The sequence below is a fragment of the Pseudomonas sp. GB2N2 genome (genome assembly GCF_054897705.1).
In genome coordinates, this window is record NZ_CM142701.1 from 5,601,394 (window position 1) to 5,624,394 (window position 23,001).

General features: G+C 59.6%; 25 protein-coding genes. 11 read left to right on the plus strand and 14 right to left on the minus strand.

The genetic code is table 11. The features are described from left to right. Nucleotides 1-11: 11 nt before the first annotated feature. The 4 genes from ACYZT4_RS26040 to norR all read right to left on the minus strand — a co-directional run bounded on the left by ACYZT4_RS26040 (nt 12) and on the right by norR (nt 3,451). Nucleotides 12-338, minus strand: coding sequence for a hypothetical protein (locus tag ACYZT4_RS26040; RefSeq protein WP_461983856.1), 327 nt, complete (start codon nt 336-338; stop codon nt 12-14). Nucleotides 339-406: 68 nt separating this feature from the next. Further along, on the minus strand, nt 407-865 hold the full coding sequence (locus ACYZT4_RS26045; RefSeq protein WP_461988808.1) for a GNAT family N-acetyltransferase: 459 nt from the start codon (nt 863-865) through the stop codon (nt 407-409). Nucleotides 866-891: 26 nt separating this feature from the next. Next, on the minus strand, nt 892-1,794 hold the full coding sequence (locus ACYZT4_RS26050; RefSeq protein ID WP_461983858.1) for a chemotaxis protein CheW: 903 nt from the start codon (nt 1,792-1,794) through the stop codon (nt 892-894). 106 nt (nt 1,795-1,900) lie between these two features. Further along, complete coding sequence (gene norR / locus ACYZT4_RS26055; RefSeq protein ID WP_461983860.1) at nt 1,901-3,451, minus strand: nitric oxide reductase transcriptional regulator NorR; 1,551 nt, start codon at nt 3,449-3,451, stop codon at nt 1,901-1,903. A gap of 154 nt (nt 3,452-3,605) precedes the next feature. Between norR and hmpA the strand changes: the two genes are divergently transcribed. Continuing rightward, nucleotides 3,606-4,787, plus strand: a complete 1,182-nt coding sequence (gene hmpA / locus ACYZT4_RS26060; RefSeq protein WP_461983862.1) for an NO-inducible flavohemoprotein — start codon at nt 3,606-3,608, stop codon at nt 4,785-4,787. Between the two features lie 104 nt (nt 4,788-4,891). Here hmpA and ACYZT4_RS26065 read toward each other — a convergent pair whose 3' ends face one another. The 5 genes from ACYZT4_RS26065 to ACYZT4_RS26085 form a co-directional block, all read right to left on the minus strand. Then, nucleotides 4,892-5,518: a helix-turn-helix transcriptional regulator gene (locus ACYZT4_RS26065; RefSeq protein WP_461983864.1), complete on the minus strand. Its 627-nt coding sequence runs from the start codon at nt 5,516-5,518 to the stop codon at nt 4,892-4,894. 86 nt (nt 5,519-5,604) lie between these two features. Beyond that, nucleotides 5,605-6,732 carry an NAD(P)/FAD-dependent oxidoreductase gene (locus ACYZT4_RS26070; RefSeq protein WP_461983866.1) on the minus strand — a complete coding sequence of 376 codons (1,128 nt, stop codon included), beginning with the start codon at nt 6,730-6,732 and terminating at the stop codon, nt 5,605-5,607. A 59-nt stretch (nt 6,733-6,791) separates the two neighbouring features. Further along, complete coding sequence (locus ACYZT4_RS26075) at nt 6,792-7,739, minus strand: ornithine cyclodeaminase family protein (protein WP_461983868.1); 948 nt, start codon at nt 7,737-7,739, stop codon at nt 6,792-6,794. A 126-nt stretch (nt 7,740-7,865) separates the two neighbouring features. Continuing rightward, nucleotides 7,866-9,353 (minus strand): ATP-dependent RNA helicase RhlB, encoded by a 1,488-nt coding sequence (gene rhlB / locus ACYZT4_RS26080; RefSeq protein ID WP_461983869.1) that lies wholly within the window; start codon nt 9,351-9,353, stop codon nt 7,866-7,868. Between the two features lie 91 nt (nt 9,354-9,444). Continuing rightward, the gene (locus ACYZT4_RS26085) at nt 9,445-10,101 is read right to left on the minus strand and encodes an alpha/beta hydrolase (protein ID WP_461983871.1); all 657 of its coding nucleotides are present in this window, start codon (nt 10,099-10,101) and stop codon (nt 9,445-9,447) included. Nucleotides 10,102-10,591: 490 nt separating this feature from the next. Here ACYZT4_RS26085 and ACYZT4_RS26090 point away from each other — a divergent pair, with 490 nt between their 5' ends. From ACYZT4_RS26090 to ACYZT4_RS26105, 4 genes are all read left to right on the plus strand, one after another. Further along, nucleotides 10,592-11,623, plus strand: a complete 1,032-nt coding sequence (locus ACYZT4_RS26090) for an amino acid ABC transporter substrate-binding protein (RefSeq protein ID WP_461983872.1) — start codon at nt 10,592-10,594, stop codon at nt 11,621-11,623. A gap of 65 nt (nt 11,624-11,688) precedes the next feature. Next, nucleotides 11,689-12,870, plus strand: coding sequence for an amino acid ABC transporter permease (locus tag ACYZT4_RS26095; protein WP_461983873.1), 1,182 nt, complete (start codon nt 11,689-11,691; stop codon nt 12,868-12,870). Nucleotides 12,871-12,880: 10 nt separating this feature from the next. Further along, nucleotides 12,881-13,978, plus strand: coding sequence for an amino acid ABC transporter permease (locus ACYZT4_RS26100; protein WP_461983875.1), 1,098 nt, complete (start codon nt 12,881-12,883; stop codon nt 13,976-13,978). Between the two features lie 28 nt (nt 13,979-14,006). Further along, nucleotides 14,007-14,771 carry an amino acid ABC transporter ATP-binding protein gene (locus ACYZT4_RS26105; RefSeq protein ID WP_092272917.1) on the plus strand — a complete coding sequence of 255 codons (765 nt, stop codon included), beginning with the start codon at nt 14,007-14,009 and terminating at the stop codon, nt 14,769-14,771. 65 nt (nt 14,772-14,836) lie between these two features. On the opposite strand, the gene ACYZT4_RS26110 is transcribed toward ACYZT4_RS26105, so the two are convergent. Together ACYZT4_RS26110 and ACYZT4_RS26115 are read right to left on the minus strand one after the other, a co-directional pair. Beyond that, nucleotides 14,837-15,325: a type II toxin-antitoxin system MqsA family antitoxin gene (locus tag ACYZT4_RS26110; RefSeq protein ID WP_461983877.1), complete on the minus strand. Its 489-nt coding sequence runs from the start codon at nt 15,323-15,325 to the stop codon at nt 14,837-14,839. Next, a complete protein-coding gene (locus ACYZT4_RS26115; protein ID WP_461983879.1) occupies nt 15,322-15,633 on the minus strand; it encodes a type II toxin-antitoxin system MqsR family toxin in 312 nt (103 codons plus the stop codon). Before ACYZT4_RS26115 ends, ACYZT4_RS26110 begins: the two co-directional genes overlap by 4 nt. A 159-nt stretch (nt 15,634-15,792) precedes the next feature. Here ACYZT4_RS26115 and ACYZT4_RS26120 point away from each other — a divergent pair, with 159 nt between their 5' ends. The 5 genes from ACYZT4_RS26120 to ACYZT4_RS26140 all read left to right on the plus strand — a co-directional run bounded on the left by ACYZT4_RS26120 (nt 15,793) and on the right by ACYZT4_RS26140 (nt 19,671). Further along, on the plus strand, nt 15,793-16,452 hold the full coding sequence (locus tag ACYZT4_RS26120; RefSeq protein ID WP_461983881.1) for a FadR/GntR family transcriptional regulator: 660 nt from the start codon (nt 15,793-15,795) through the stop codon (nt 16,450-16,452). Next, the gene (locus tag ACYZT4_RS26125) at nt 16,442-17,728 is read left to right on the plus strand and encodes a CynX/NimT family MFS transporter (protein WP_461983882.1); all 1,287 of its coding nucleotides are present in this window, start codon (nt 16,442-16,444) and stop codon (nt 17,726-17,728) included. Before ACYZT4_RS26120 ends, ACYZT4_RS26125 begins: the two co-directional genes overlap by 11 nt. A 96-nt stretch (nt 17,729-17,824) precedes the next feature. Beyond that, nucleotides 17,825-18,295 carry a nuclear transport factor 2 family protein gene (locus ACYZT4_RS26130; protein ID WP_461983884.1) on the plus strand — a complete coding sequence of 157 codons (471 nt, stop codon included), beginning with the start codon at nt 17,825-17,827 and terminating at the stop codon, nt 18,293-18,295. Between the two features lie 39 nt (nt 18,296-18,334). Continuing rightward, the gene (locus tag ACYZT4_RS26135; RefSeq protein ID WP_461983886.1) at nt 18,335-18,646 is read left to right on the plus strand and encodes a GIY-YIG nuclease family protein; all 312 of its coding nucleotides are present in this window, start codon (nt 18,335-18,337) and stop codon (nt 18,644-18,646) included. Between the two features lie 89 nt (nt 18,647-18,735). Next, nucleotides 18,736-19,671: a glutathione S-transferase family protein gene (locus ACYZT4_RS26140; protein ID WP_461983888.1), complete on the plus strand. Its 936-nt coding sequence runs from the start codon at nt 18,736-18,738 to the stop codon at nt 19,669-19,671. A gap of 78 nt (nt 19,672-19,749) precedes the next feature. On the opposite strand, the gene ACYZT4_RS26145 is transcribed toward ACYZT4_RS26140, so the two are convergent. Both ACYZT4_RS26145 and yejK read right to left on the minus strand, forming a co-directional pair. Next, nucleotides 19,750-20,100: a glutaredoxin family protein gene (locus ACYZT4_RS26145; protein WP_461983890.1), complete on the minus strand. Its 351-nt coding sequence runs from the start codon at nt 20,098-20,100 to the stop codon at nt 19,750-19,752. Beyond that, entirely contained in the window at nt 20,100-21,104 is a 1,005-nt protein-coding gene (gene yejK, locus ACYZT4_RS26150) for a nucleoid-associated protein YejK (protein ID WP_461983892.1), read from the minus strand. The genes ACYZT4_RS26145 and yejK overlap by 1 nt, the downstream gene beginning before the upstream one ends. A gap of 405 nt (nt 21,105-21,509) precedes the next feature. On the opposite strand from yejK, the gene ACYZT4_RS26155 reads away from it, so the two are divergent. Beyond that, on the plus strand, nt 21,510-21,791 hold the full coding sequence (locus ACYZT4_RS26155; protein WP_007905514.1) for an HU family DNA-binding protein: 282 nt from the start codon (nt 21,510-21,512) through the stop codon (nt 21,789-21,791). A gap of 70 nt (nt 21,792-21,861) precedes the next feature. Here ACYZT4_RS26155 and rlmF read toward each other — a convergent pair whose 3' ends face one another. After that, nucleotides 21,862-22,884 (minus strand): 23S rRNA (adenine(1618)-N(6))-methyltransferase RlmF, encoded by a 1,023-nt coding sequence (gene rlmF, locus ACYZT4_RS26160; protein ID WP_461983893.1) that lies wholly within the window; start codon nt 22,882-22,884, stop codon nt 21,862-21,864. Nucleotides 22,885-23,001 lie beyond the last annotated feature (117 nt).

Genomic DNA, 23,001 nt, shown 5'->3' on the forward strand with positions numbered 1-23,001 from the left:
TTACGCGCCATTCATTGGGATTTGGCGGGCACGCGGATCGAGTCCCATTCGGTCACGTAGGCGGTTTTGCTTTTCTTGTTGTAGAGGCACAACTCGGTGCCTTGCTGGCCTTTCATGTGTTTCTGCGGGTATTGGCCTTGCAGCAGGAGGGCGGTGTAATCGACCCGGTCATCGAACTGCGCGGCGTTGCCGACGGGCTTGGCGTTTTTCAGGCCGCTGGCCTTGGTGCAGCTGGCGAGAACGGCTTTGTCGAAAGCGGCCCAGGCGTCGGGGCTGGAGGCGTGGGCCTGGGTGGCGAGGGCGGTGAGGCAGAGGAAGGTCAGCGCTGCAGCTTTCATGGTTCAGGCATCCTGGGGCAAGTATTGGCCAAGCTTGGAGTATGCCCGATGGATTTAGTTTGCCTGTGTCAGACCGGAACCACTTCTCGGCGGACGACGGTCATCCCGGCACTTTCATACAATCGCCGCGCCCGAAGGTTTTCTTGCAATACCTTCAAGTCCACAAACCCTTCGCGCCTCTGCTGAAACACGTTGAACGCCTGCAACAGCAACGCCCGGCCCAATCCCCGTCCCTGAGCACGCGGATGCACCACCAGATTCTTGATATAGGCGCTGGTCCAGCACTGGCAAACCCCGACGATACCGTCGGCATCCCGCGCAATGAAACACAGGGACGGATCGTATTCAGGGTCGGTCTCAAACCGTTGTTGCCAGGCGTCCAGCGCCGGCACGCGACCGCCACCTTCCAGATAGCCCAGTTCCATCAGGCCATGTACGGCTTCTGCCAGATCGGGCCGATAGTCGTGCAGGGTGACGCCTTCAGGCCAGGTGATGGCGGGCACAACGTCAGTGAGGTTGCGCCGCATCAGCAAACAAAAGACCTCGGTCACACTCAATGACCTTGTTCGGCGACCGCCTTGGCCGCTTCGATCAGGCATTTGGTCAGTTCCGGCGAGGAGAACTTGGTCAGCACCGCGTTGGCCCCGGCAAGCCGCGCTTTCTCGCTGTTCATCGCACTGTCCAGCGAGGTGTGCAGCAGCACGTACAGGTGCGAGAAGTCTGGCGTTTCGCGCAGGGTGCGGGTGAACGCGTAGCCGTCCATCTCCGACATCTCGATGTCCGAGACGATCAGGTTGATCTGCTGCGCCGTGCCTTGCAGGTCCAGCAGGCAGTCGATGGCTTCCTTGGCGCTGCGCGCGGTGTGGCATTGCAGGCCGAGGTTGCGCAGGGTGTGCACCGACTGTTGCAGGGCCACCTGGCTGTCGTCGACCACCAGAATGCGCGCGTTGCCCAGCACTTCGGCGTCTTCCATGCTCAGCTCGGTCGGGGCCGCGTCGATTTGTGCCGGGGCGATGCCATGGATGACTTTTTCGATGTCGAGCACCTGCACCAGCGTGCCGTCGACCGATGTCACGCCAGTGATGTACGACCGCACACCGCCGGAGCCGAAGGGCGGCGGACGAATGTCGGTGGTCAGGCAGTGAACGATCTTGCTCACGGCTTGCACGTGCAGGCCTTGTTTGGAGCGGCTGACGTCGGTCACGATCAGGCAGCCACCGTTCGGATCTTCCAGCGGCCGCTCGCCAATCGCCCGGCTGAGGTCGATCACCGATAACGATGCACCGCGCAGGGTGGCGATGCCTTTGACGTGGGGGTGCGACTCCGGCAGCCGGGTCAGCGGCGGGCAGGGGATGATTTCACTGACTTTAAGCAGGTTGATTGCCATCAGCTTGCCGCTGCGCAAGGTAAACAGCAGAAGCGAAAGTGAGTCTGCGCGGGCTTTGGTGGTGGACATAAAAACCTTCTGTGGAAAAAGGTGATGGGCGAATGAACAGTCGCCAAAAGCTATTGATGCCGGGTTATCGACTTGATGGGGGCAGGCTTTAGCAACATTGTCGGTGTCATTTCATGCCGAGTCTTTTAGCCATCCGCCCGAGGTTCGCCCGATCCAGCCCCAACTCTCGCGCCGCGCTCGCCCAATTACTCTGATGCCGTTCCAGGCAGGCACTGATCAATTGGCGCTGATAGTTCTCGGTCGCCTCACGTAGATCACCAGCGACCAACGCCACCGTCGCGGCGCCCGGCGGCTCGGTGGCGACCTCGACACTGCCACTGGGCAGGTCCAGATCCGCCGCACTCAAGCTGAGAATTTTCGGCCGCTCCTTGCAATGCCCCAAGGCTTTCAGAGCGCTACGACCAATCAAGTGTTCCAGCTCCCGCACATTGCCCGGCCAGTCATAGGCGAGCAGCGCGGCCTGGGCATCGCTGTGCAGGCGCAGGCTGTTGAGGCCCATGCGCGAGCGGTTCTGCTCAAGGAAAAAGCCGCTGAGCAACAGTACGTCACGCCCGCGATCCCGCAGGGCCGGGACCAGCAGTGGGTACACGCTTAAACGGTGGTAGAAGTCGGCACGGTAACGGCCGCTGCGCACTTCTTCGGCGAGGTCGCGGTTGGTCGCGGCGATGAGACGCACATCGACCAGATGTTCCTTGTCCGACCCCAGCCGTTGCAGTTGACCGCTCTGCAGAACGCGGAGCAATTTGGCCTGCACGGTCAGCGACAGCTCGCCGACTTCATCGAGAAACAAGGTGCCGCCATTCGCCAGTTCAAACTTTCCACGGCGGTCGCTCGTTGCGCCGGTGAAGGCACCGCGCACGTGGCCGAACAGTTCGCTTTCCACCAGCGTGTCCGGCAATGCGGCGCAGTTGAGGCTGATGATCGGTTTATTGGCCCGGGCCGAGGCGGCGTGAATCGCTTGCGCCACCAATTCCTTGCCGACCCCGGTTTCACCAGTGATCAGCACCGTCAGGTCACTGCCGCCCACCAGGCTGATTTCTTCCACCAGACGTTTGTGGCGCTTGCTCTGGCCGATCATCTCGCGGTTCTGCTGGCCGCTGGCCTGTCGATAAACCTCGGCGCGCTGATGCTCATCTTCGACCCGATTGGCCAGCCGCTGGATGCGCTCCGCCGCGTTGACCGTAGCGGCGGCGAGGCTGGCGAAGGCTTGCAGGGTGTCCAGTTCGATCGGTTCAAGACGCTCCGGGTCGAGTGCGTCGAGGGTCAGCAAACCCCACGGGCGCTCGTCGATAAACAGCGGACAGCCCATGCAGTCGTGGACTTCCAGGTGATCGTCGAGGCCATCGACCAGTCCGTCGTAAGGATCGGGCATGTCGCTGTCGGCGGCGAAGCGGGTCGGCCCCGGACTGCTCAGCAAGGCTTCGAAGCGCGGGTGTTCGCTGACCTTGAAGCGTCGACCGAGGGTATCGGTGCTCAACCCGTCGACGGCCAGCGGCACCAGCCAGTCGCCATCGAGGCGCAGCAGCGCGGCGGCATCGCAGGGGAGCAAGGCGCGCATGGCTTCGAGCAGGCGCCGATAGCGCTCGCTCTCGGGGAGTTCGCGGGACAGGTCCGAGACCAGAGGAAGCAGTGCGGTCAGCAAAGATTTTGCAGTCATAGTGACTCCATGTAGTCGCGATGACTATAAATCAAGCTGTGTCGTTATGACTAGCTTGCGCTTAAGTTATTGATTTTTATGAAATAAATAGTTGGCATGGAAGCTGATATGTATAAGGCAACCACTTGGAAACCCGTCGCTCAGGAGTCACCTTATGCTTAGCGTTCAAGACCGTGCAATCGTCAAATCCACTGTGCCGCTGCTGGAGAGCGGTGGCGAAGCGTTGATCACCTATTTCTACCGCATGCTGCTCTCCGAACACCCGGAAGTCCGCCCGTTGTTCAACCAGGCTCACCAGGCGAGCGGCGATCAACCCCGCGCCCTGGCAAACGGCGTGTTGATGTACGCGCGCCATATCGACCAGCTCGACCAGTTGGGCGACCTGGTGGCCAAGATCATCAACAAGCACGTGGCCCTGCAAATCCTTCCGGAACACTACCCGATTGTCGGCAGCTGCCTGCTGCGGGCGATTTCTGAAGTTTTGGGTGACGAGATTGCCACCCCGGAAGTGATGAGCGCCTGGGGCGCGGCTTACGGCCAACTGGCCGACATTTTAATCGGTGCCGAAACCACCATCTATGACCAGAAAGAACAGGCTGTAGGCGGCTGGCGTGGTGCGCGGGCATTCATCGTGGCGGCCAAGGTTGAAGAGAGTTCGGAAATTACCTCGTTCTACTTCGAGCCGGCAGACAAAGGCCCGATTCTCGCCGCAGACCCCGGCCAGTACATCGGCATGAAACTGATTCTGAATGGCGGAGAAATTCGTCGTAACTATTCGCTGTCTGCCCTGCCGAACAAGGGTCAGTACCGCATTAGCGTCAAGCGTGAACACGGTGGCCGCGCCTCGAACCATTTGCACGATCAACTACACGTCGGTTCGAGTATTCAGCTGTTTCCCCCATCGGGCGAATTCACCCTGACGCACAGCGACAAACCGCTGGTGCTGATCAGCGGCGGCGTCGGCATCACCCCGACCCTGGCGATGCTCGAAGCGGCGCTGGCGACCGAGCGGCCGGTGCACTTTATCCACTGCGCGCGCAATGGCAGCGTTCACGCTTTCCGCGACTGGATCGACGGATTGGCCGCTCGGCATCCGCAACTCAAGCACTTCTACTGCTACGCCGAAGATGATGGGATCAGCCCGGCAGCGCACAAAGTCGGGTTGCTGAGTCAGGAACAACTGGGCGAGTGGTTGCCGCAGCAGCGCGACCTGGATGCGTATTTCCTGGGGCCTAAAGGCTTCATGGCAGCGATCAAGCGCCACCTGAAAGCCTTGGGTGTACCGGAGAAGCAAAGCCGCTACGAGTTCTTCGGCCCGGCTTCGGCGCTGGAATAATCGCACATCCTGTAGGAGCCTGGCTTGCCGGCGATGGCGTCCACGAATTCGCCATCGCCGGCAAGCCAGGCTCCTACAGGTATGTGTGTTGCCAGAAATAGGCGTTAGCTTTTCAATTCTTTCAGGTGCTTGTAGACGGTCGCCCGTCCCATATTCAGCACGTTCGCGACATAGTTGGAGGCGCTTTTGCCTTTGAAGGCGCCTTCGGCGTGCAGGGCCAGCACCAGTTCGCGTTTGTGGTCGCGGGTCAGCAGGTTCAGGCTCAGCTGGCGTTCGCGCAGCCAGCGATGCAGGAAGGTGTTGATGCGCTCCTGCCAGTCATCGCGGAACAGTGAGTCCGGTTGCGGAATCAGCTTGCTCGGCGACAGAAACAAGTCCAGCGCAGCCTTGGCATTTTCGAACAGCGAAATATTCAGATTGATGCACAGCACCGCCAGCGGATGACCGTCGCTGTCACGCAGCACGCTGCTCAGGCTGCGAATCTTCTGACCATCCCAATTTAACTTTTCATACGGCCCGATGTTTCGCTCGCTGAGGTCATCGCTGAGCATGTCCTCCAGCGCGGCGTCGTCGCCGACTTCGCGTTTGGACAGGTTGTTGGCGATGTAATCGATCTTTTGCGTGCGCAGGTCGTGCAGCACCACCTCGGCGTGGGGGAAGAACAACGTGGCGATGGCATCGGCGATCGCGCGGAAGTTATCCAGGGCCGGGTCTTTGACAGGTGCGTTCATACTGTGGAGCTCCAGGCGTCAGCGCCCTGCAAAAAGGGCGCTGGAAGTTTGCCGCAATCGTGTCGGCACGTCACTTGAGGACGCGATCAGCCCAGGCGAGCGGGGGAGAGCATCCCGGCATCCAGGCCGAAACGCTTGAGTGGCTCGGGCAAGGTTTCGCCGCGCACCAGTGCGGCGCTGGCCTGGCCCATGGCGGGCGACGTCTGGATGCCGTAACCGCCCTGTGCCGCGACCCAGAACAGGCCGGGCACCTGCGGATCGAAACCCGAGAGCAAATCGCCGTCGGACACAAAGCTGCGCAGGCCGGCCCAGGTGCGGGTCGGACGGCGGATGGTCAGGGTGGTGGCTTCTTCGATCTGGTAGATGCCCATCGCGATGTCCAGTTCTTCGGGCTGCACGTCGTGTGGCTCCACCGGGTCGGCGTTGGCCGGAGAGCCGAGGAACATGCCGGCGTCGGGCTTCATGTAGAAGGATTCGTCGAGGCTGACCAGCATCGGCCAGTGGTGGATGTCCACACCTTCCGGCCCGGCGAAGATGAAGGCCGCGCGGCGCTTCGGTTGCAGCCCCAGCGGCTTGGCCCCGGCCAGTTCGCCGATCTTGTCGGCCCAGGCGCCGGCGGCGTTGATGATGACCGGGGCGCTGAAGGTCTGGCCGCTGGTGTGCACCTGCCACACGCCTTGCGCGTCGCGGGTCAGGCTCAGGACCTCGGTGTCGGTGAGCACTTGACCCTGGTTGCGACGGATGCCGCGCAGGTAACCCTGATGCAAGGCGTCGGTGTCGATGTCGCTGGCCGTCGGGTCGTAGATCGCGCCATGGACTTTTTCCCGACGCAGGATCGGCAGGCGCACGCAGGCTTCTTCGGCGCTCAGCAATTGCATCTGCGGCACTGTGGCTTTGGCGCTCAGGTATTGATTGTTCAGCTCGGCGGGGTCGCCGGTGAAGTCCACGGTCATCTCGCCGCGCGGGGTCAGCAGCGGGTGTTCGCAGAAACCGGCGGGCGGGGCGTCGAAGAAATCGCGGCTGGCCTGAGTCAGCGCCCGGACTTGCGGTGTGCCATAGGCGGCGGTGTACAGCGCGGCGGAGCGTCCGGTGGAGTGATAGGCCGGATGAGATTCGCGTTCAAGCACAATCACCCGGGCGTGCTGCGACAACCAGAAGCCGGTGGAAGCGCCGGCAATCCCGCCGCCGATGATAATGAAATCTGCGTGGCTCATGCATTTCTCCTGTAAGTCGCGAATGCCGAATCTGTAGAGAACCCCCTGTGGGAGCGGTGTTAGTGCTGGAGGTGGTAAATGGCATTCGCCAGCGCGATGTCTTCCAGGCCCAGGCCGATCGAGCGGAAGAACACGTGGCGATCGTAATCCGGGCGCTGGACTTTGCCGCTGACCAAGTCCGGCAGGTCACCGACAATCGAGTGCGGGTCCCAGCCATGCTGTTCACCGGCAATCAGCATTTCGCCTGCCGATCCCGGGGTGGTCAGACGATAGTCGCAGAACACCTGCATGTCATTGAGGCTCTGTGGCGGCACTTCATGGGCGCGTGGCGCGTTGGTGCTGATCGAGGTGATCAGCGCCGGTTTGCCCAGACTGGACGGGTCGATCACCGGGCCGGCAGATGAGGTGCAGAGCATGATCACGTCGGCGTCCTGAACGACTGCTTCGCGAGTGTCGACGAGGTTCAGACGTGGATCGAGGCTCTTGAGTTCGGCCAGTGCTTCAACGCTCAGTTCGCTCAAACCCGGCGAATAGAGGTTGATGCTCTGCCAGTCGCGCAGGCCCTTGACGGAGTGCAGATGCGCCAGTGCCACCTTGCCGCTGCCGATGATTGCCAGACGGTTTGCGTTCAAAGGGGCGAGGGCATCGACCGCGACGGCGGTGGTCGCGGCGGTGCGCGCCACGGTCAGTTCGCCGGCATCGCACAGCAGCAGCGGCTCGCCGGTCTCCATCGACATCAACAGGGTCCACGCCGTGACCAACGGGCCTTGCTCACGCACGATGTACGGCGAAGTCTTGATCCCGTAAACCCCGTCTTCTACAAGCACACCCAGATAATTGATGAAATCGCCGGCCCCCTGGGGAAACTCCACCCGTTGCTGGGCCGGCTGCACCGCTTGACCCGCAGCCAGTTCGCGGAACAGTTTGCGCAGGATCTGCGGCACGTCGACCTGCGCCAGCAGTTCACGGGCATGGGGTTGGGTGATCACATGGGGCGTGCTGGGCATGGTTGGCTCCGAGAGCTGGAAGTAAACTAATTTGTCCATTATGGACTTTTAGTATTCTATCGCAATCTCCAGACGAAAAAAAAGCGCAGTCCGTTGTCGGCTGCGCCTCTTTTGCTGCGACCCGCGTTACGGGCGCTTTCGCTCAACTGCCCGCAGAAGATGCGTCGGCGGTGTCTCACAGCTGATTTTGCGACCCAGAAGCGCCTCGATGGACGGCAACTGGTAGGAATCGTCTTCCCCGGCAAAACTAATCGACACACCCTCGGCGCCCGCACGACCGGTACGGCCGATCCGGTGCACGTAATCGTCCGGGACTTCCGGCAGGGTGAAGTTGATCACATGGCTGATGCCGTCGATGTGAATGCCGCGACCGGCAACATCGGTGGCCACCAGTACGCGGATCTTGCCCTCGCGAAAACCTTCGAGGGTCTTGATGCGTTTGTGTTGCGGCACATCGCCGGACAGTTGCGCGGCGTTGACGCCATCGCGCACCAGGCGTTCTTCGATACGACGCACTTCATCCTTGCGGTTGGCGAAGACCATCACCCGCTCCCAACCGTTGTCGTTGACCAGGTTGTAGAGCAGTTTGTATTTGTCGGCACCGGCCACCGCGTAGATGTGCTGCTCGACGTTTTCGCTGGCCACGTGCTGCGATTCGATCTCGACGATCGACGGCTCGGTGGTCCATTGCTTGGCGAGGTTCATTACGTCTTCGGTGAAGGTCGCGGAGAACAGCAGGGTCTGGCGCTCGTTCTTCGGCGGCGTCTGGCGAATGATCTGGCGCACTTGCGGGATGAAGCCCATGTCGAGCATGCGGTCGGCTTCGTCGAGGACCATGACTTCGACCATGTCCAGGTGCACGTCGCCGCGCTGGTTGAAGTCGAGCAAGCGGCCCGGGGTCGCGACGAGGATGTCGCAGTGGCGGGCTTCGAGGTGCTTGAGTTGCTTGTCGAAATCCATGCCACCGACGAACGTCATGACGTTGAGGCCGGTGTACTTGGTCAGGTCGGCGGCGTCCTTGGCGATCTGCACTACCAGTTCACGGGTCGGCGCGATGATCAGCGCCCGCGGCTCACCCATGTAGCGCTCTTTCGGCGGCGGGGTGTCCAACAACTGGGTGATGATCGAAATAAGGAACGCGGCGGTTTTGCCGGTGCCGGTCTGGGCGCGACCGATGGCGTCTTTGCCGGCGAGGGTGAAACCCAGCACCTGGGCCTGAATCGGCGTGCAATACGGGAAGCCCAGGTCCTGGATGGCGTGCATCAGTTCCGGGGCGAGCTTGAAATCGTGGAAGCGGGTTTTGCCTTCCTGGGGTTCAACGGCGAAATCTTCGAGTTTCCAAGGAATGACCGGTGCTTTGGGCTTCGGTTCGCGACGCGGTCTGGCCGGTTTCGGCGTTTCGCTGCGCGGTTGCTCGGTGACTGCCTCTTCAACCGGCTGGAGATCCGGTGTCGCCACAGGCTCTGGTTTCGGTGCCGCGACGGGGGCGGTCCGGCCAGACTGATTACCGTCGGTGCGGTGGCTGGGGGTGTGAGACGGAGCGCTGGAGACTGGCGCGAGCTGCTCAGTCTCGCTTTTCCCGAACATTTTCTTGAGTGCTTTGAGCACGGTCATCTCATCAATAGGTTAAGTGCCGGCCAGTGTAATGCAAGAATCGGGCGCGGCGTAGTGGGAGGGATCAATGGCCTGTTTTTCGCCTCGACCGCTAACGCAAGCGCTCGGCGAGCCAGACGCCGATGTCGCGAATCTCCTCGGGTAACACTTCGTGCCCCATTGGGTATTCCTGCCATGTCACGGTGACACCATGGCGCTTTAAATACTCGTAGGCGGTGCGACCCATGGAGTTTTGCACCACGTCATCGTACTGGCCGTGCAACGACAGCACCGGAATACGCTGCTGGCTGGCGGACAATTCCAGTTCGTCACTGAAGGTCGGTGCATAAGTAGAGAGGGCAAGTACGCCACCCAGCGGCCCCTGCCATTTCAGGAAAGCGGTGTGGAACACCACGGCGCCGCCCTGGGAAAAGCCTGCCAGAAAAATCCGCGAGGCGTCTACGCCGGCCGCCCGCTGCATTTCGATCAATTCAATGATTCTGTTCGACGACGCTTCCAGCTGCTCGCGGTTGATCGCGCGTGCGGGGTTCATGGCCAATATGTCGTACCAGCTCGGCATCTCGTAGCCACTGTTGATGGTGACGGCGCTGGTCGGTGCCTGCGGGAGAATGAAGCGCGTGGTCAGCAGACTTTCCTGCAACGCTTCGGCCACGGGCAGGAAGTCATAACGGTCCGCGCCCAGGCCGTGCAGCCATATTACGCAGGCATCTGCGGGCTTGACGGGTTCGAGAATGAGGGGCTCGGTCATGTCTGCTCCATTTATGTGCGTGTTGTGTGCATGTGTGCGCGTGCGCTCTCTTTAAGTGCGAGATCCGAGTGCGCGTCAGGTTGATCAGTTAACAAGATGTCGCAAGGCTACAAGTTTTGCTATTGACCTGCCCCTTAAACGCTTCAGCGGCCGGTCTGGTACGGGCTTTGCTATGTAAACGCGTGTACGAAAATCCCACGCCTGTCGGTAACACTATCAGGCCATTGTTCGTGGTGGGATAGCAAAAAAAATCCGGTGATGGATGTTCGCCAGCGGCCGCTACGGGGTTCGCGAACGTGAAAGGGCTACAGCCCGTTCGGCCGATTGGTGAGAAGTGAGTTGTCCATGATGTGGATTTTCTCCTACTAGACTCATAGCTACGGTCCTACGTCGGTTGACCCCAAAAAAAGCCAACACGGGTCGACTACGCCTCATAAGGGTGCGACTGGACTTACGCTCCGACACAACAAGAGCAAAACTGGAGGTTTGAATGAAGATGTTGAAATCCACCCTGGCCATCGTGGCTGCAGCCGCAGTTCTCGGTGTCAGCGGGTTCGCTCAGGCGGGTGCAACCCTGGATGCAGTGCAGAAGAAAGGTTTCGTACAGTGTGGCGTCAGTGACGGCCTGCCGGGTTTCTCGGTTCCGGACTCCACTGGCAAGATCGTCGGCATCGATGCTGACTACTGCCGCGCTGTGGCCGCTGCCGTATTCGGCGACGCGACCAAGGTCAAGTTCAGTCAGTTGAACGCCAAAGAGCGCTTCACCGCGCTGCAGTCCGGCGAAATTGACATCCTGTCGCGCAACACCACCATGACCAGCTCCCGCGATTCGGGCATGGGTCTGAAATTCCCGGGCTTCATCACTTACTACGACGGCATCGGCTTTCTGGTAAACAACAAGCTGGGCGTTAAAAGTGCCAAAGAGCTGGACGGTGCAACCATCTGCATCCAGGCCGGTACTACCACCGAGCTGAACGTTTCCGACTACTTCCGCGGCAACAACCTGAAGTACACCCCGATCACATTCGACACCTCGGACGAAAGCGCCAAGTCGCTGGAATCCGGTCGTTGCGACGTACTGACTTCCGACAAATCCCAGCTGTTCGCCCAGCGCAGCAAGCTGGCCGCGCCGAAGGATTACGTGGTGCTGCCGGAAACCATTTCCAAGGAGCCTCTGGGCCCTGTCGTGCGTAACGGCGACGACGAGTGGCTGGCTATCGTGCGCTGGGTTGGCTACGCCATGCTCAACGCCGAAGAAGCAGGCGTGACATCGAAAAACGTCGAAGCTGAAGCCAAAGGCACCAAGAACCCGGACGTCGCTCGTCTGCTGGGTACCGACGGTGAATACGGCAAAGACCTGAAAGTGAAGAAAGACTGGGTCGTGCAAATCGTCAAGCAGGTCGGCAACTACGGTGAAGTGTTCGAGAAAAACCTCGGCAAGGGCACTCCGCTGGAAATCGACCGCGGGCTGAACGCCCTGTGGAACAACGGCGGCATTCAATACGCACCACCAGTGCGCTGATGGTTCTATCACCCGGTGGGCCAACCGCCGGGTGATGTTCTGTTCCATTACATCCGGGGCACTTCATGCAAAATTCAATCGGCGCACCAAAGCAGAGGCTCAGTCTCAGCGATCCCAAAGTGCGTGCGTGGCTATTTCAGATCATCACCATTGTGGCGGTGGTCTCGATGGGCTGGTATCTGTTCGACAATACACAGACCAACCTTCAACACCGGGGCATTACCTCCGGCTTCAGTTTTCTGGAGCGCAGTGCCGGTTTTGGCATCGCTCAACACCTGATCGACTACACCGAATCGGACAGCTATGCCCGAGTGTTTGTCATCGGTCTGCTCAATACATTGCTGGTGACCGTCATCGGCGTGGTCCTGGCGACGATCCTCGGGTTCATCGTCGGCGTGTCACGGCTGTCGAAGAACTGGATCATCAGCAAGCTGGCGACTGTTTATGTGGAAGTCTTCCGCAACATTCCGCCGTTGCTGCAAATCCTGTTCTGGTATTTCGCGGTATTCCTGACCATGCCGGGGCCGCGCAACAGTCATAACTTCGGCGACACTTTCTTCGTCAGCAGTCGCGGCCTGAACATGCCGGCCGCATTGACCGCAGACGGTTTCTGGCCGTTCATGGTCAGCATCGCCGTGGCCATCGTTGCCATCGTGCTGATGTGCCGCTGGGCCAACAAGCGTTTCGAAGCGACGGGCGTGCCGTTCCGCAAGTTCTGGACCGGCCTGGCACTTATCGTGGTGATCCCGGCACTGTGCGCGTTGATCTTCGGTGCGCCACTGCACTGGGAAATGCCCAAGCTGCAAGGCTTCAACTTCGTCGGTGGCTGGGTGCTGATCCCGGAACTGCTGGCGCTGACCCTGGCGCTGACCGTGTACACCGCGGCGTTCATCGCCGAGATCGTGCGTTCGGGCATCAAGTCGGTCAGCCACGGCCAGACCGAAGCGGCGCACTCCCTTGGTCTGCGCAACGGTCCGACCCTGCGCAAGGTGATCATCCCGCAAGCCCTGCGCGTGATCATTCCACCGCTGACCAGCCAATACCTGAACCTGGCGAAAAACTCTTCGCTGGCGGCCGGTATCGGTTACCCGGAAATGGTGTCGTTGTTCGCCGGTACGGTGCTGAACCAGACCGGGCAGGCAATCGAGGTGATTGCGATCACCATGAGCGTGTACCTGGCGATCAGTATCAGCATTTCCCTGCTGATGAACTGGTACAACAAGCGCATTGCGCTGATCGAGCGGTAAGGAAAAGCGCATGAGTACTCATACTTTCAAACCCGACATGCCCCCACCGAGCAGCAGCATCGGCGTGGTGGCATGGATGCGCGCGAACATGTTCTCCAGCTGGCTTAACACCCTGCTGACATTGTTCGCGTTCTATCTGATTTACCTGGTGGTGCCGCCGATCCTGCAATGGACCATCATCGATGCCAACTGGGTCGGCACCACCCGCGCCGACTGCACCAAGGAAGGCGCTTGCTGGGTGTTCATTCAGCAGCGTATCGGCCAGTTCATGTACGGTTACTACCCGCCGGAATTGCGCTGGCGCGTGGACCTGACCGTGTGGCTGGCGGTCATCGGCGTGGCGCCGTTGTTCATCTCGCGCTTTCATCGCAAAGCCGTGTATGGCCTGAGCTTCCTGGTGCTGTACCCGATCGTTGCCTGGTGCCTGTTGCACGGTGGCGTCTTTGGCCTGACCCAAGTGGCGACCAGCCAGTGGGGCGGCCTGATGCTGACTTTGGTGATCGCCACCGTCGGTATTGCCGGTGCGTTGCCGCTGGGGATTGTCCTGGCGCTGGGCCGTCGTTCGAACATGCCGGCGATTCGGGTGGTCTGCGTGACCTTCATCGAATTCTGGCGCGGCGTGCCATTGATCACGGTGCTGTTCATGTCCTCGGTGATGCTGCCGCTGTTCCTGCCTGAAGGCATGAACTTCGACAAACTGCTGCGGGCACTGATCGGCGTAATCCTGTTCCAATCGGCCTACGTGGCCGAAGTGGTGCGCGGTGGTCTGCAAGCGATCCCCAAAGGCCAGTATGAAGCGGCTGCGGCGATGGGCCTCGGCTACTGGCGCAGCATGGGCCTGGTGATTCTGCCGCAAGCCCTGAAGCTGGTGATCCCCGGCATCGTCAACACGTTCATTGCGCTGTTCAAGGACACAAGCCTGGTGATCATCATCGGCCTGTTCGACTTGCTCAACAGCGTCAAACAAGCCGCCGCCGACCCGAAATGGTTGGGCATGGCCACTGAAGGCTACGTGTTCGCGGCCCTGGTGTTCTGGATTTTCTGTTTTGGTATGTCGCGCTATTCCATGCATTTGGAACGCAAGCTCGACACTGGCCACAAGCGCTAAGTCGCTATCTAATTTAGGAAGTTCTGAAATGAGCGAAGCAATCAAGCAGCCTGTGAGCCCTGAAGGCATTATTCAGATGCAGGGCGTGAACAAGTGGTACGGCCAGTTCCACGTGTTGAAAGACATCAACCTGAACGTTAAACAGGGCGAGCGTATCGTCCTTTGCGGCCCGTCGGGTTCCGGCAAATCCACCACCATTCGTTGCCTCAACCGTCTGGAAGAACACCAGCAAGGGCGCATCGTGGTCGATGGCGTGGAACTGACCAACGACCTCAAGCAGATCGAAACGGTGCGCCGCGAAGTCGGCATGGTGTTCCAGCACTTCAACCTGTTCCCGCACCTGACCATCCTGCAGAACTGCACGCTTGCGCCGATGTGGGTGCGCAAGATGCCGAAACGCAAGGCCGAAGAAATCGCCATGCACTACCTGGAGCGCGTACGCATTCCGGAGCAGGCGCATAAATTCCCGGGGCAACTGTCCGGCGGTCAGCAACAGCGCGTGGCGATTGCCCGTGCCCTGTGCATGAAACCGAAAATCATGCTGTTCGATGAGCCGACCTCGGCCCTCGATCCGGAGATGGTGAAAGAGGTTCTCGACACCATGATCGGTTTGGCCGAAGACGGCATGACCATGCTCTGCGTGACTCACGAAATGGGCTTCGCCCGTACCGTGGCGAATCGCGTGATCTTCATGGACAAAGGTGAAATCGTTGAACAGGCTGCGCCGAATGACTTCTTCGATAATCCTCAGAATGATCGGACGAAGTTGTTCCTGAGCCAGATTTTGCATTGACGGACGCCAGGCAATGAAATAAACCCGGACTCTGTTCCGGGTTTATTTTGCCCGCAGAATGGCGGTCAGGAAGCCAGCAACGTTTCCTGATCTGGATGACGCTCAGCCAACAGTAGCTTCAGACCGGTACCTTCACTCAGGACCTGAATGTCCGTCAGCAGGTAGGGATGACGATCCAGAAGTTGCATGAGCGTGAGCAACGGTTTTGGAGGGGGGATCTCACCTCGCTCGTAACGCGAGAACGCATTGTTTCCGCCACCGGACAGCAACTCCACGGCTTTTTTTTGCGTGAGGTGCAGTTTGCGCCGGATACGTTTGATTTCGGCGCCTACCAGTTGCAAGCAGTCGTGAAGTAATTGGTCACCGGCATCCGAGTATCGATCGGCGCTATCGGTATCATGATCGAACTCGATTTCGCCGCAAACTCTGCATTCCCAGCCCGCAAGATCGTGAACAAGTCGTGACATCTGTTTGTAGTTGACGGAGAGGGTGCGTCCTTCGAAATGTCCCATACCCTCCTGAGTACCGCAATTGACGCATTGTTGCGTTCTCATATGTCTTTCTCCTTGAAAGAAACTACCGGGTGTCCACCTCCCGCGCGGTAGGACACTTTGACGTAGATTTCGATGCCCTGAAATGTGGTGTGATAAACGTCTTGCCAGACACGGTGGTCTGTATAGGTGGTCATGGATTTGAAGAGCATTCGGTGCTCCAATTCACAGATCGCTTGAATCATTTGCCAGACTGAAAACCCGACATCATTTCCTGACTCCAGGGCGCTTCTGGTGAAAGCCTTTCTGCCGAGCCTGACGACCTCGGCTTTGACCACCGCCAAGTCGTAATGAGGTGTGTTCTTTTCCATAAGAAGACCTGTTCATTAAATTACCCTCAAAGGGTAATTCTGACTAATCCAAAATATCGTTCCTTTCATCCTGATTAACCCTAGGCGGTTGCCGTCCTACGCGGAGCTGACTAACATGTCAGAAAATTCATCCTATGATTGGATGAAAGGACGGGACCTATGTCAGACATTTCCCCATTGGTTAAACGCTCGTTGGTCGATCAAGCCCTCGATCAGTTGCGTCAGCGCATCAACCAAGGCGTGTGGGCCGTGGGCCAACGCCTGCCCACGGAACCCGAGCTGTCCGCCGAACTGGGCATCAGCCGCAACACCGTTCGCGAAGCCATGCGCGTGCTGGCGTTTTCCGGGTTGATCGAAATCCGCCAAGGCGACGGCAGCTATTTGCGCGCTGTGATCGATCCGCTGGACACGCTGAAAGCGCTGTCCCGCTGCTCCCTCGATCAGGCCAGGGAAACCCGGCACATCCTTGAAGTTGAGGCCATAGGCCTGGCGGCGATGCGTCGAACCGATGAAGATTTGATCGCGTTGCGCGAAGCATTGGGTGTCAGCGGCAGCCACTATCACGGCGACCTCGACACCTACATCGCCTGCGATCTGGTGTTCCACCGTCGCCTGGTGGACGCAGCGCACAATCCGACCCTCAGCGAGTTGTATCGCTATTTCTCCAGTGTCGTCGGCGCCCAGTTGCGTCATTGCCTGAACATCACCCCGCGCCGCCAGGAAGTGTTCGACTTGCACATCGAACTGCTTGATGCCGTCGAGCAACGCGACCCGGAACGGGCCAAAGCTTTATCGAGGCAATTGATCAATGAACCTTGAAACCGAGAACAGCATGTCCCCTTCCAAGCGCGCCGCCGAGCTGCAAGAGCTGCTGATCGACGCCGAGGCCGATGACGAACACGTCCAGCAAAGCCACCCGATGCTGCGTCGACCGTGGCTGTTGTTGCTCGGTTTGATTCTGGTCGCATTGAACCTGCGTCCAGCGCTGTCGAGCATGGCGCCGATGCTCAGCGAGGTGTCGAAATCCCTCGGATTGTCCGCGGCGCAGGCCGGTTTGCTGACAACGTTGCCGGTGCTGTGCCTGGGTCTGTTTGCGCCATTGGCACCGATTCTGGCGCGACGTTTCGGCGCCGAACGCGTGGTGTTGGGCATCCTTCTCACATTGGCCGGCGGGATTGTTCTGCGCAGTTCGTTCGGTGAAATCGGCCTGTTTGCCGGCAGCGTATTGGCAGGCGCAAGCATCGGCGTGATCGGCGTGTTGTTGCCGGGCATCGTCAAGCGCGACTTCGCCAAACACGCTGGCACCATGACCGGCGTCTACACCATGGCGCTCTGCCTGGGGGCGGCGATGGCCGCAGGCGCGACCGTGCCGCTGAGCGAACACTTCGACAAAAGCTGGGCCCTGGGCCTGGGTTTCTGGGTGATTCCGGCGCTGGTCGCAGCGATGTTCTGGTTGCCGCAAGTCGGGCAGAAACAGGGCGCGCATAACGTTGCCTATCGGGTCCGCGGTCTGCTGCGTGATCCTCTGGCCTGGCAAGTGACTTTGTACATGGGCCTGCAATCGTCTCTCGCGTACATCGTGTTTGGCTGGTTGCCGTCGATCCTGATTGGTCGCGGGCTGACACCGACCCAGGCCGGTCTGGTGCTGTCGGGTTCGGTGATCATTCAACTGGCCAGCTCACTGGCCGCACCATGGCTGGCCACACGCGGCAAGGATCAGCGCCTCGCCATCGTAATCGTCATGGTGCTGACCCTCGGCGGTCTGTTCGGTTGCCTGTACGCGCCGATCCAAGGCTTGTGGGGCTGGGCGATTCTGCTCGGTTTGGGGCAGGGCGGCACGTTCAGTCTGGCGTTGACGTTGATTGTCCTGCGTTCGCGGGACGCGCATGTCGCGGCGAACCTGTCGAGCATGGCCCAGGGTTTCGGCTACACCCTGGCGTCCATGGGACCGTTCGCCGTTGGCATCGTCCACGACTGGACCGGCGGCTGGACTGCCGTGGGCTGGATCTTCGGTGTGATCGGCCTCGGCGCGATCATCGCCGGCCTCGGTGCCGGGCGCTCGTTGTATGTGCAGGTAGTCAGCGAAAAGGTCTGATCCTCACTGCCACTAATTTGTCGTGAATGCCCGTAGTCTTTCCTGCTCTCGCAGACTATCGTGCTGGCCTAATGATTATATTCGCGGAGCCTGCCCATGAGTGATGCCCACAACGCCCTGATAGCGCGCTTCTACGAGGCTTTTCAGCGCCTGGATGCCGACGCCATGAGCGCTTGCTACACCGACGACGTGGTGTTCAGCGATCCGGCATTCGGCGAGCTGCGTGGTCGTGATGCCGGTGACATGTGGCGCATGCTCACCACTCGGGCCAAGGATTTTTCCCTGACCTTCGATAACGTGCGCAGCGATGAGCGCAGCGGTGGCGCGCACTGGGTGGCGACGTACCTGTTTAGTCAGACTGGCAACACCGTGGTCAACGACATCCAGGCGCGTTTCGTTTTCCGCGACGGCAAGATCTGCGAGCATCACGACAGTTTTGATTTGTGGGCCTGGTCGCGTCAGGCGCTGGGCTTCAAAGGCCTGCTGCTGGGCTGGACGCCCGTAGTGAGAAATGCCGTTCGCACGCAGGCGTTGAAGGGCTTGAAGGCATTCCAGGCCAGTCGCTGATAAGATCGCGGCTTGTTTCCTACAAGCCTTGATCGTCACGTGAGCAGCCCCAGCGAAAATCCTCTCGGCACCGATTCTCCGGTGAGCAAACCCTGGTTCGTCTACCTCGTTCGCGCGGCCAACGGTTCGCTCTACTGCGGGATCAGCGACGATCCCGTGCGCCGCTTTGCCAAGCACCAAAGCGGTAAAGGCGCACGCTTCTTTCTCTCCAGTCCGGCCATGGCGCTGGTCTATACCGAAGTCTGCCGCGATAAAAGCGAAGCGCTGCGCCAGGAACGACTGATCAAAAAACTCAGGAAAAGTGCCAAGGAATGTTTGGTCGCGAGCGCGGTTGCGGCCTTATCAATCTGACTGATCAGTTCCCATCAGGCAGACCCGTAGGCTGCCCATGAATTGCGCGCTAAGCTGCGGATTCCTGATTACCAGCGGCGGAGCCCAGCATGACCGAGTTGATACTGCACCATTACCCGACGTCCCCCTTCGCCGAAAAGGCCCGCCTGTTGTTGGGCTTCAAAGGCTTGTCCTGGCGTTCGGTAAAAATCTCGCCGGTGATGCCAAAACCTGATCTGACCGCGTTGACCGGTGGCTATCGCAAGACTCCGGTGTTGCAGGTTGGCGCGGATATCTATTGCGACACGTCGTTGATCGCCCGCCGTCTGGAACAGGAAAAAGCCTTGCCGGCGTTCTTCCCGGAAGGTCAGGAAATGATCGCTGCGACGTTCGCCGCGTGGGCTGATTCTGTGGTGTTTCAGCATGCCGTGAGCCTGGTGTTTCAACCTGAGTCGGTCGCGGTGCGTTTCGGCCATCTGCCACCGGAAGCGATCAAGGCCTTCCTGGCCGATCGCGCCGGGCTGTTCAGTGGCGGCAGTGCGACGAGGTTGTCAGCCGAGCAAGCGCGGCATCAATGGCCGACGATCATGGGGCGTCTGGAGCAACAACTTCAGCGTGAGCAGGGCGACTTCCTGCTTGGCGAGCCGTCGATTGCCGACTTCGCCCTGGCTCATTGTTTGTGGTTCCTCAAGGCGACGCCAGTGACTGCACCATTGGTCGATGCTTACCCGGCGGTTGCTGCGTGGCATGCACGGGTGTTGGGTTTTGGTCATGGCGCGGTCAGCGAGATGACGGCCGAGGAAGCGCTGGAAGTGGCGCGCACTTCAACGCCGGCGGCATTGCCCGATGAGCAGTTTGATGAGCCGAATGGTTTTGAGGCAGGTCAGCAGGTGGTCATTGCCGCGACCGATTATGGGGTTGATCCGGTCGCGGGCGAGTTGCTGTTTGCCGGGCGTGAGGAATTGATTCTGCGTCGTGAAGACGAACGTGGCGGCGTGGTGCATGTGCACTTTCCGCGATTCGGATTCCGCATAGAAAAACAGTAAACGCGAATGGCTGGTCCTGCACCGACTGGTAGAAGCTGGAAAGCCCGCTACTGCCAGGGATTGTGTCGCGTTTAGGGGTTACTTCAAGGCAGCAAGGATTGCATCCGGGTCATACCCGCGAATCAACGTGCCGTTCACATCGATGATCGGAATCCCGCCGCCACCCAAGGCTTCATATGCCTTGCGCGCCTCGGTGTCTTTCTCGATATCGAATTCCTTGTACGGAATGCCTTTCTGGTCGAGAAAACGCCGGGTCAGTTTGCAGTAGCCACACCACTCGGTGGCGTAGAGCACGACGTTGGCCTTGGCCTGGGTCTGCTCCGATACCACTTGAGAAGGGTTGAGCACCCGCTCGATCTTGCCCCAGTTCTGATAGATCACGACCACCAGCACGATCAGCAGGCATTTCTTCAGCACGCTACCGAGCATCAGTTGCGTCGCTTGAGCTGGTCAGTCAGTTGCGTTGGCAGGCCCTTGATGATCAGCGTGCCGGCTGCTTCGTCGTATTCGATCTTCGAGCCCAGCAGGTGCGCTTCGAAACTGATCGACAGCCCTTCAGCGCGACCGGTGAAGCGACGAAATTGATTCAGGGTGCGTTTGTCTGCCGGGATTTCCGGGGACAAGCCGTAATCCTTGTTGCGGATGTGATCGTAAAAGGCTTTGGGGCGTTCTTCGTCGATCAGCTCCGAGAGCTGCTCCAGGCCCATCGGCTCGCCAAGCTTGGCCTGGCTGCTGGCGTAATCCACCAGGGTCTTGGTTTTCTCGCGGGCGGATTCTTCCGGCAGGTCTTCACTTTCAACGAAGTCGCTGAAGGCCTTGAGCAGCGTGCGGGTTTCGCCCGGACCGTCGACGCCTTCCTGGCAGCCGATGAAGTCCCGGAAATACTCTGAAACCTTTTTCCCGTTCTTGCCTTTGATGAACGAAATGTACTGCTTGGACTGCTTGTTGTTCTGCCACTCGGAGACGTTTATCCGTGCCGCCAGGTGCAATTGGCCGAGATCGAGGTGGCGGGACGGGGTCACGTCCAGCTGATCAGTCACTGCGACGCCTTCACTGTGGTGCAGAAGGGCGATCGCCAGGTAATCGGTCATGCCCTGTTGATAGTGCGCAAACAGCACGTGGCCGCCCACTGAGAGGTTCGACTCTTCCATCAGCTTCTGCAGGTGTTCTACCGCCACGCGGCTGAACGCGGTGAAGTCCTTGCCACCGTCGAAATATTCCTTCAGCCAGCCGCTGAAAGGGTGCGCCCCGGACTCGGCATGGAAGAAACCCCAGGCCTTGCCTTGTTTGGCGTTGTAGCTCTCGTTGAGGTCGGCCAGCATGTTCTCGATGGCGCTCGACTCGGCCAGTTCAGAGTCACGAGCGTGGAGGACTGCGGGCGTGCCGTCGGGTTTTTTGTCGATCAGGTGGACGATGCAGTGACGGATCGGCATGGGTTTCTCGGCTGTTTGATGCGTCTGGTTGGAGAGAGCAAGGCGGGCTCCCGAAAAGCGCCAAGTGTACCGCAACCACTGGTTTAGGCACGGTGCGAAGGTCATTTCGTAGCCGACCGACGGCCCTTATGCAGTTTTTTCCTGTTTTAGAGCAATAAAGCTGACCAAATGGGTAGCTAGAGGCGGATATTTCCCCGCCTCTGTGCTAGTTTTGCCCGGTCTTGCGCGAAGTCACCGCGTTAAGCGTGCATTCAGCATTTGTCAGGTCGAACCAAACCCTGATTTCGGTATCTATAACCCCGATCCCGTGGTTATTGGCCGAGGGTGCCAGATCCAGAAGATCGGGCTCGATGGCTGACACTGCACTCTGCAATCCATATGAATTTGATAGGGAAGGAACACTACATGGCTCTTACTAAAGACCAACTGATCGCCGACATCGCTGAAGCTATCGACGCGCCAAAAACCACCGCGCGTAACGCTCTGGACCAACTGGGCCAAATCGTTGCCGATCAGCTGGAAAACGGCGGCGAAATCACTCTGCCAGGTATCGGCAAATTGAAAGTGACTGAGCGTCCAGCCCGTACCGGCCGCAACCCTTCGACTGGCGCTGCCATCGAAATCGCTGCCAAGAAAGTGATCAAGCTGGTTGTGGCCAAAGGCCTGACCGACGCTGTTAACAAGTAAGACGCAGTAAAAAAACCGTGCTCCGGAGCGATCCGGGCACGGTTTTTTTGTGCCTGCGATGTTCAGTTGATCAGCTTTTACGCGCCCATCGCTCGCGCCACACTTGCTGTTCGGATTTGGTCTGGAAGGTCCAGGCAACGAAGCGGCTCTGCTTCTGGCCCTGGGACATTTCCACCACCTGGCTTTCCAGCACGCCAGCTTTTTTCAGCGCGGTCTGGATCGATGGCAGGTTCGAGGCTTTCGACACCAGGGTGCTGAACCACAGCACTTTGTGCTGGAAGTGCGCGCTCTCGGCGATCAGTTGCGTCACGAACCTCGCTTCGCCACCTTCACACCACAACTCGGCGGATTGACCGCCAAAGTTCAGCACCGGCAGTTTGCGTTTCGGGTCGGCACGACCGAGGGCGCGCCATTTGCGCTCGCTGCCCTTGGTCGCTTCGTCCATCGAGGCGTGGAACGGCGGGTTGCACATGGTCAGGTCGAAGCGTTCGCCCGGCTCGAGCAAACCCAGCAGGATGTGCTTGGGATTAGTCTGCAGGCGCAACTGGATGGCCTTGTTCAGCCCATTGGACTGCACGATGGCCTTGGCAGCGGCGACGGCCGTCGGATCGATTTCCGAGCCGAGGAAGTGCCAGCGGTAGTCGCTGTAGCCGATCAGCGGATAGACGCAGTTGGCGCCCATGCCGATATCCAGCACCTTGACCGGTGCGCCGCGCGGGATTTCGCCATCGTTGACGCTGGCCAGCAGGTCCGCGAGAAAGTGAACATAATCGGCACGCCCCGGCACTGGCGGGCAGAGGTAATCCGCCGGGATGTCCCAATGGGCAATGCCATAGAACGACTTAAGCAGCGCCCGGTTGAACACCCGAACCGCGTCCGGGCTGGCGAAGTCGATGCTTTCTTTGCCATACGGGTTGATGATCACGAACTTCGCCAGTTCCGGCGTGGTTTTGATCAGTGCCGGGAAGTCGTAACGACCCTGATGGCGATTGCGCGGGTGCAGGCTGGCCTTTTCACGCGGCTCCACGGCTTTGGCCGGGGTGGCGGAGTCAGGCTTCTTGCGCGCGGGGCGGGGTGTGCGAGGGGCGGTCATGGGCGTTGTCGATTCAGGTATGGCTAAAAGTGGCGGGTATTGTCCCACATCCGGGCGTCAACACCGACCAATTGTAGGAGTGAGCCTGCTCGCGATTGGGGTGTGCCAGTCGCCATC

Excerpts from the sequence above, each read along its gene's own strand:
- ACYZT4_RS26040 (WP_461983856.1), bottom strand. The coding sequence starts at position 338 with ATGAAAGCTGCAGCGCTGACCTTCCTCTGCCTCACCGCCCTCGCCACC.
- ACYZT4_RS26045 (WP_461988808.1), bottom strand. The coding sequence starts at position 865 with ATGCGGCGCAACCTCACTGACGTTGTGCCCGCCATCACCTGGCCTGAA.
- ACYZT4_RS26050 (WP_461983858.1), bottom strand. The coding sequence starts at position 1,794 with ATGTCCACCACCAAAGCCCGCGCAGACTCACTTTCGCTTCTGCTGTTT.
- norR (WP_461983860.1), bottom strand. The coding sequence starts at position 3,451 with ATGACTGCAAAATCTTTGCTGACCGCACTGCTTCCTCTGGTCTCGGAC.
- hmpA (WP_461983862.1), top strand. The coding sequence starts at position 3,606 with ATGCTTAGCGTTCAAGACCGTGCAATCGTCAAATCCACTGTGCCGCTG.
- ACYZT4_RS26065 (WP_461983864.1), bottom strand. The coding sequence starts at position 5,518 with ATGAACGCACCTGTCAAAGACCCGGCCCTGGATAACTTCCGCGCGATC.
- ACYZT4_RS26070 (WP_461983866.1), bottom strand. The coding sequence starts at position 6,732 with ATGAGCCACGCAGATTTCATTATCATCGGCGGCGGGATTGCCGGCGCT.
- ACYZT4_RS26075 (WP_461983868.1), bottom strand. The coding sequence starts at position 7,739 with ATGCCCAGCACGCCCCATGTGATCACCCAACCCCATGCCCGTGAACTG.
- rhlB (WP_461983869.1), bottom strand. The coding sequence starts at position 9,353 with ATGACCGTGCTCAAAGCACTCAAGAAAATGTTCGGGAAAAGCGAGACT.
- ACYZT4_RS26085 (WP_461983871.1), bottom strand. The coding sequence starts at position 10,101 with ATGACCGAGCCCCTCATTCTCGAACCCGTCAAGCCCGCAGATGCCTGC.
- ACYZT4_RS26090 (WP_461983872.1), top strand. The coding sequence starts at position 10,592 with ATGAAGATGTTGAAATCCACCCTGGCCATCGTGGCTGCAGCCGCAGTT.
- ACYZT4_RS26095 (WP_461983873.1), top strand. The coding sequence starts at position 11,689 with ATGCAAAATTCAATCGGCGCACCAAAGCAGAGGCTCAGTCTCAGCGAT.
- ACYZT4_RS26100 (WP_461983875.1), top strand. The coding sequence starts at position 12,881 with ATGAGTACTCATACTTTCAAACCCGACATGCCCCCACCGAGCAGCAGC.
- ACYZT4_RS26105 (WP_092272917.1), top strand. The coding sequence starts at position 14,007 with ATGAGCGAAGCAATCAAGCAGCCTGTGAGCCCTGAAGGCATTATTCAG.
- ACYZT4_RS26110 (WP_461983877.1), bottom strand. The coding sequence starts at position 15,325 with ATGAGAACGCAACAATGCGTCAATTGCGGTACTCAGGAGGGTATGGGA.
- ACYZT4_RS26115 (WP_461983879.1), bottom strand. The coding sequence starts at position 15,633 with ATGGAAAAGAACACACCTCATTACGACTTGGCGGTGGTCAAAGCCGAG.
- ACYZT4_RS26120 (WP_461983881.1), top strand. The coding sequence starts at position 15,793 with ATGTCAGACATTTCCCCATTGGTTAAACGCTCGTTGGTCGATCAAGCC.
- ACYZT4_RS26125 (WP_461983882.1), top strand. The coding sequence starts at position 16,442 with ATGAACCTTGAAACCGAGAACAGCATGTCCCCTTCCAAGCGCGCCGCC.
- ACYZT4_RS26130 (WP_461983884.1), top strand. The coding sequence starts at position 17,825 with ATGAGTGATGCCCACAACGCCCTGATAGCGCGCTTCTACGAGGCTTTT.
- ACYZT4_RS26140 (WP_461983888.1), top strand. The coding sequence starts at position 18,736 with ATGACCGAGTTGATACTGCACCATTACCCGACGTCCCCCTTCGCCGAA.
- ACYZT4_RS26145 (WP_461983890.1), bottom strand. The coding sequence starts at position 20,100 with ATGCTCGGTAGCGTGCTGAAGAAATGCCTGCTGATCGTGCTGGTGGTC.
- yejK (WP_461983892.1), bottom strand. The coding sequence starts at position 21,104 with ATGCCGATCCGTCACTGCATCGTCCACCTGATCGACAAAAAACCCGAC.
- ACYZT4_RS26155 (WP_007905514.1), top strand. The coding sequence starts at position 21,510 with ATGGCTCTTACTAAAGACCAACTGATCGCCGACATCGCTGAAGCTATC.
- rlmF (WP_461983893.1), bottom strand. The coding sequence starts at position 22,884 with ATGACCGCCCCTCGCACACCCCGCCCCGCGCGCAAGAAGCCTGACTCC.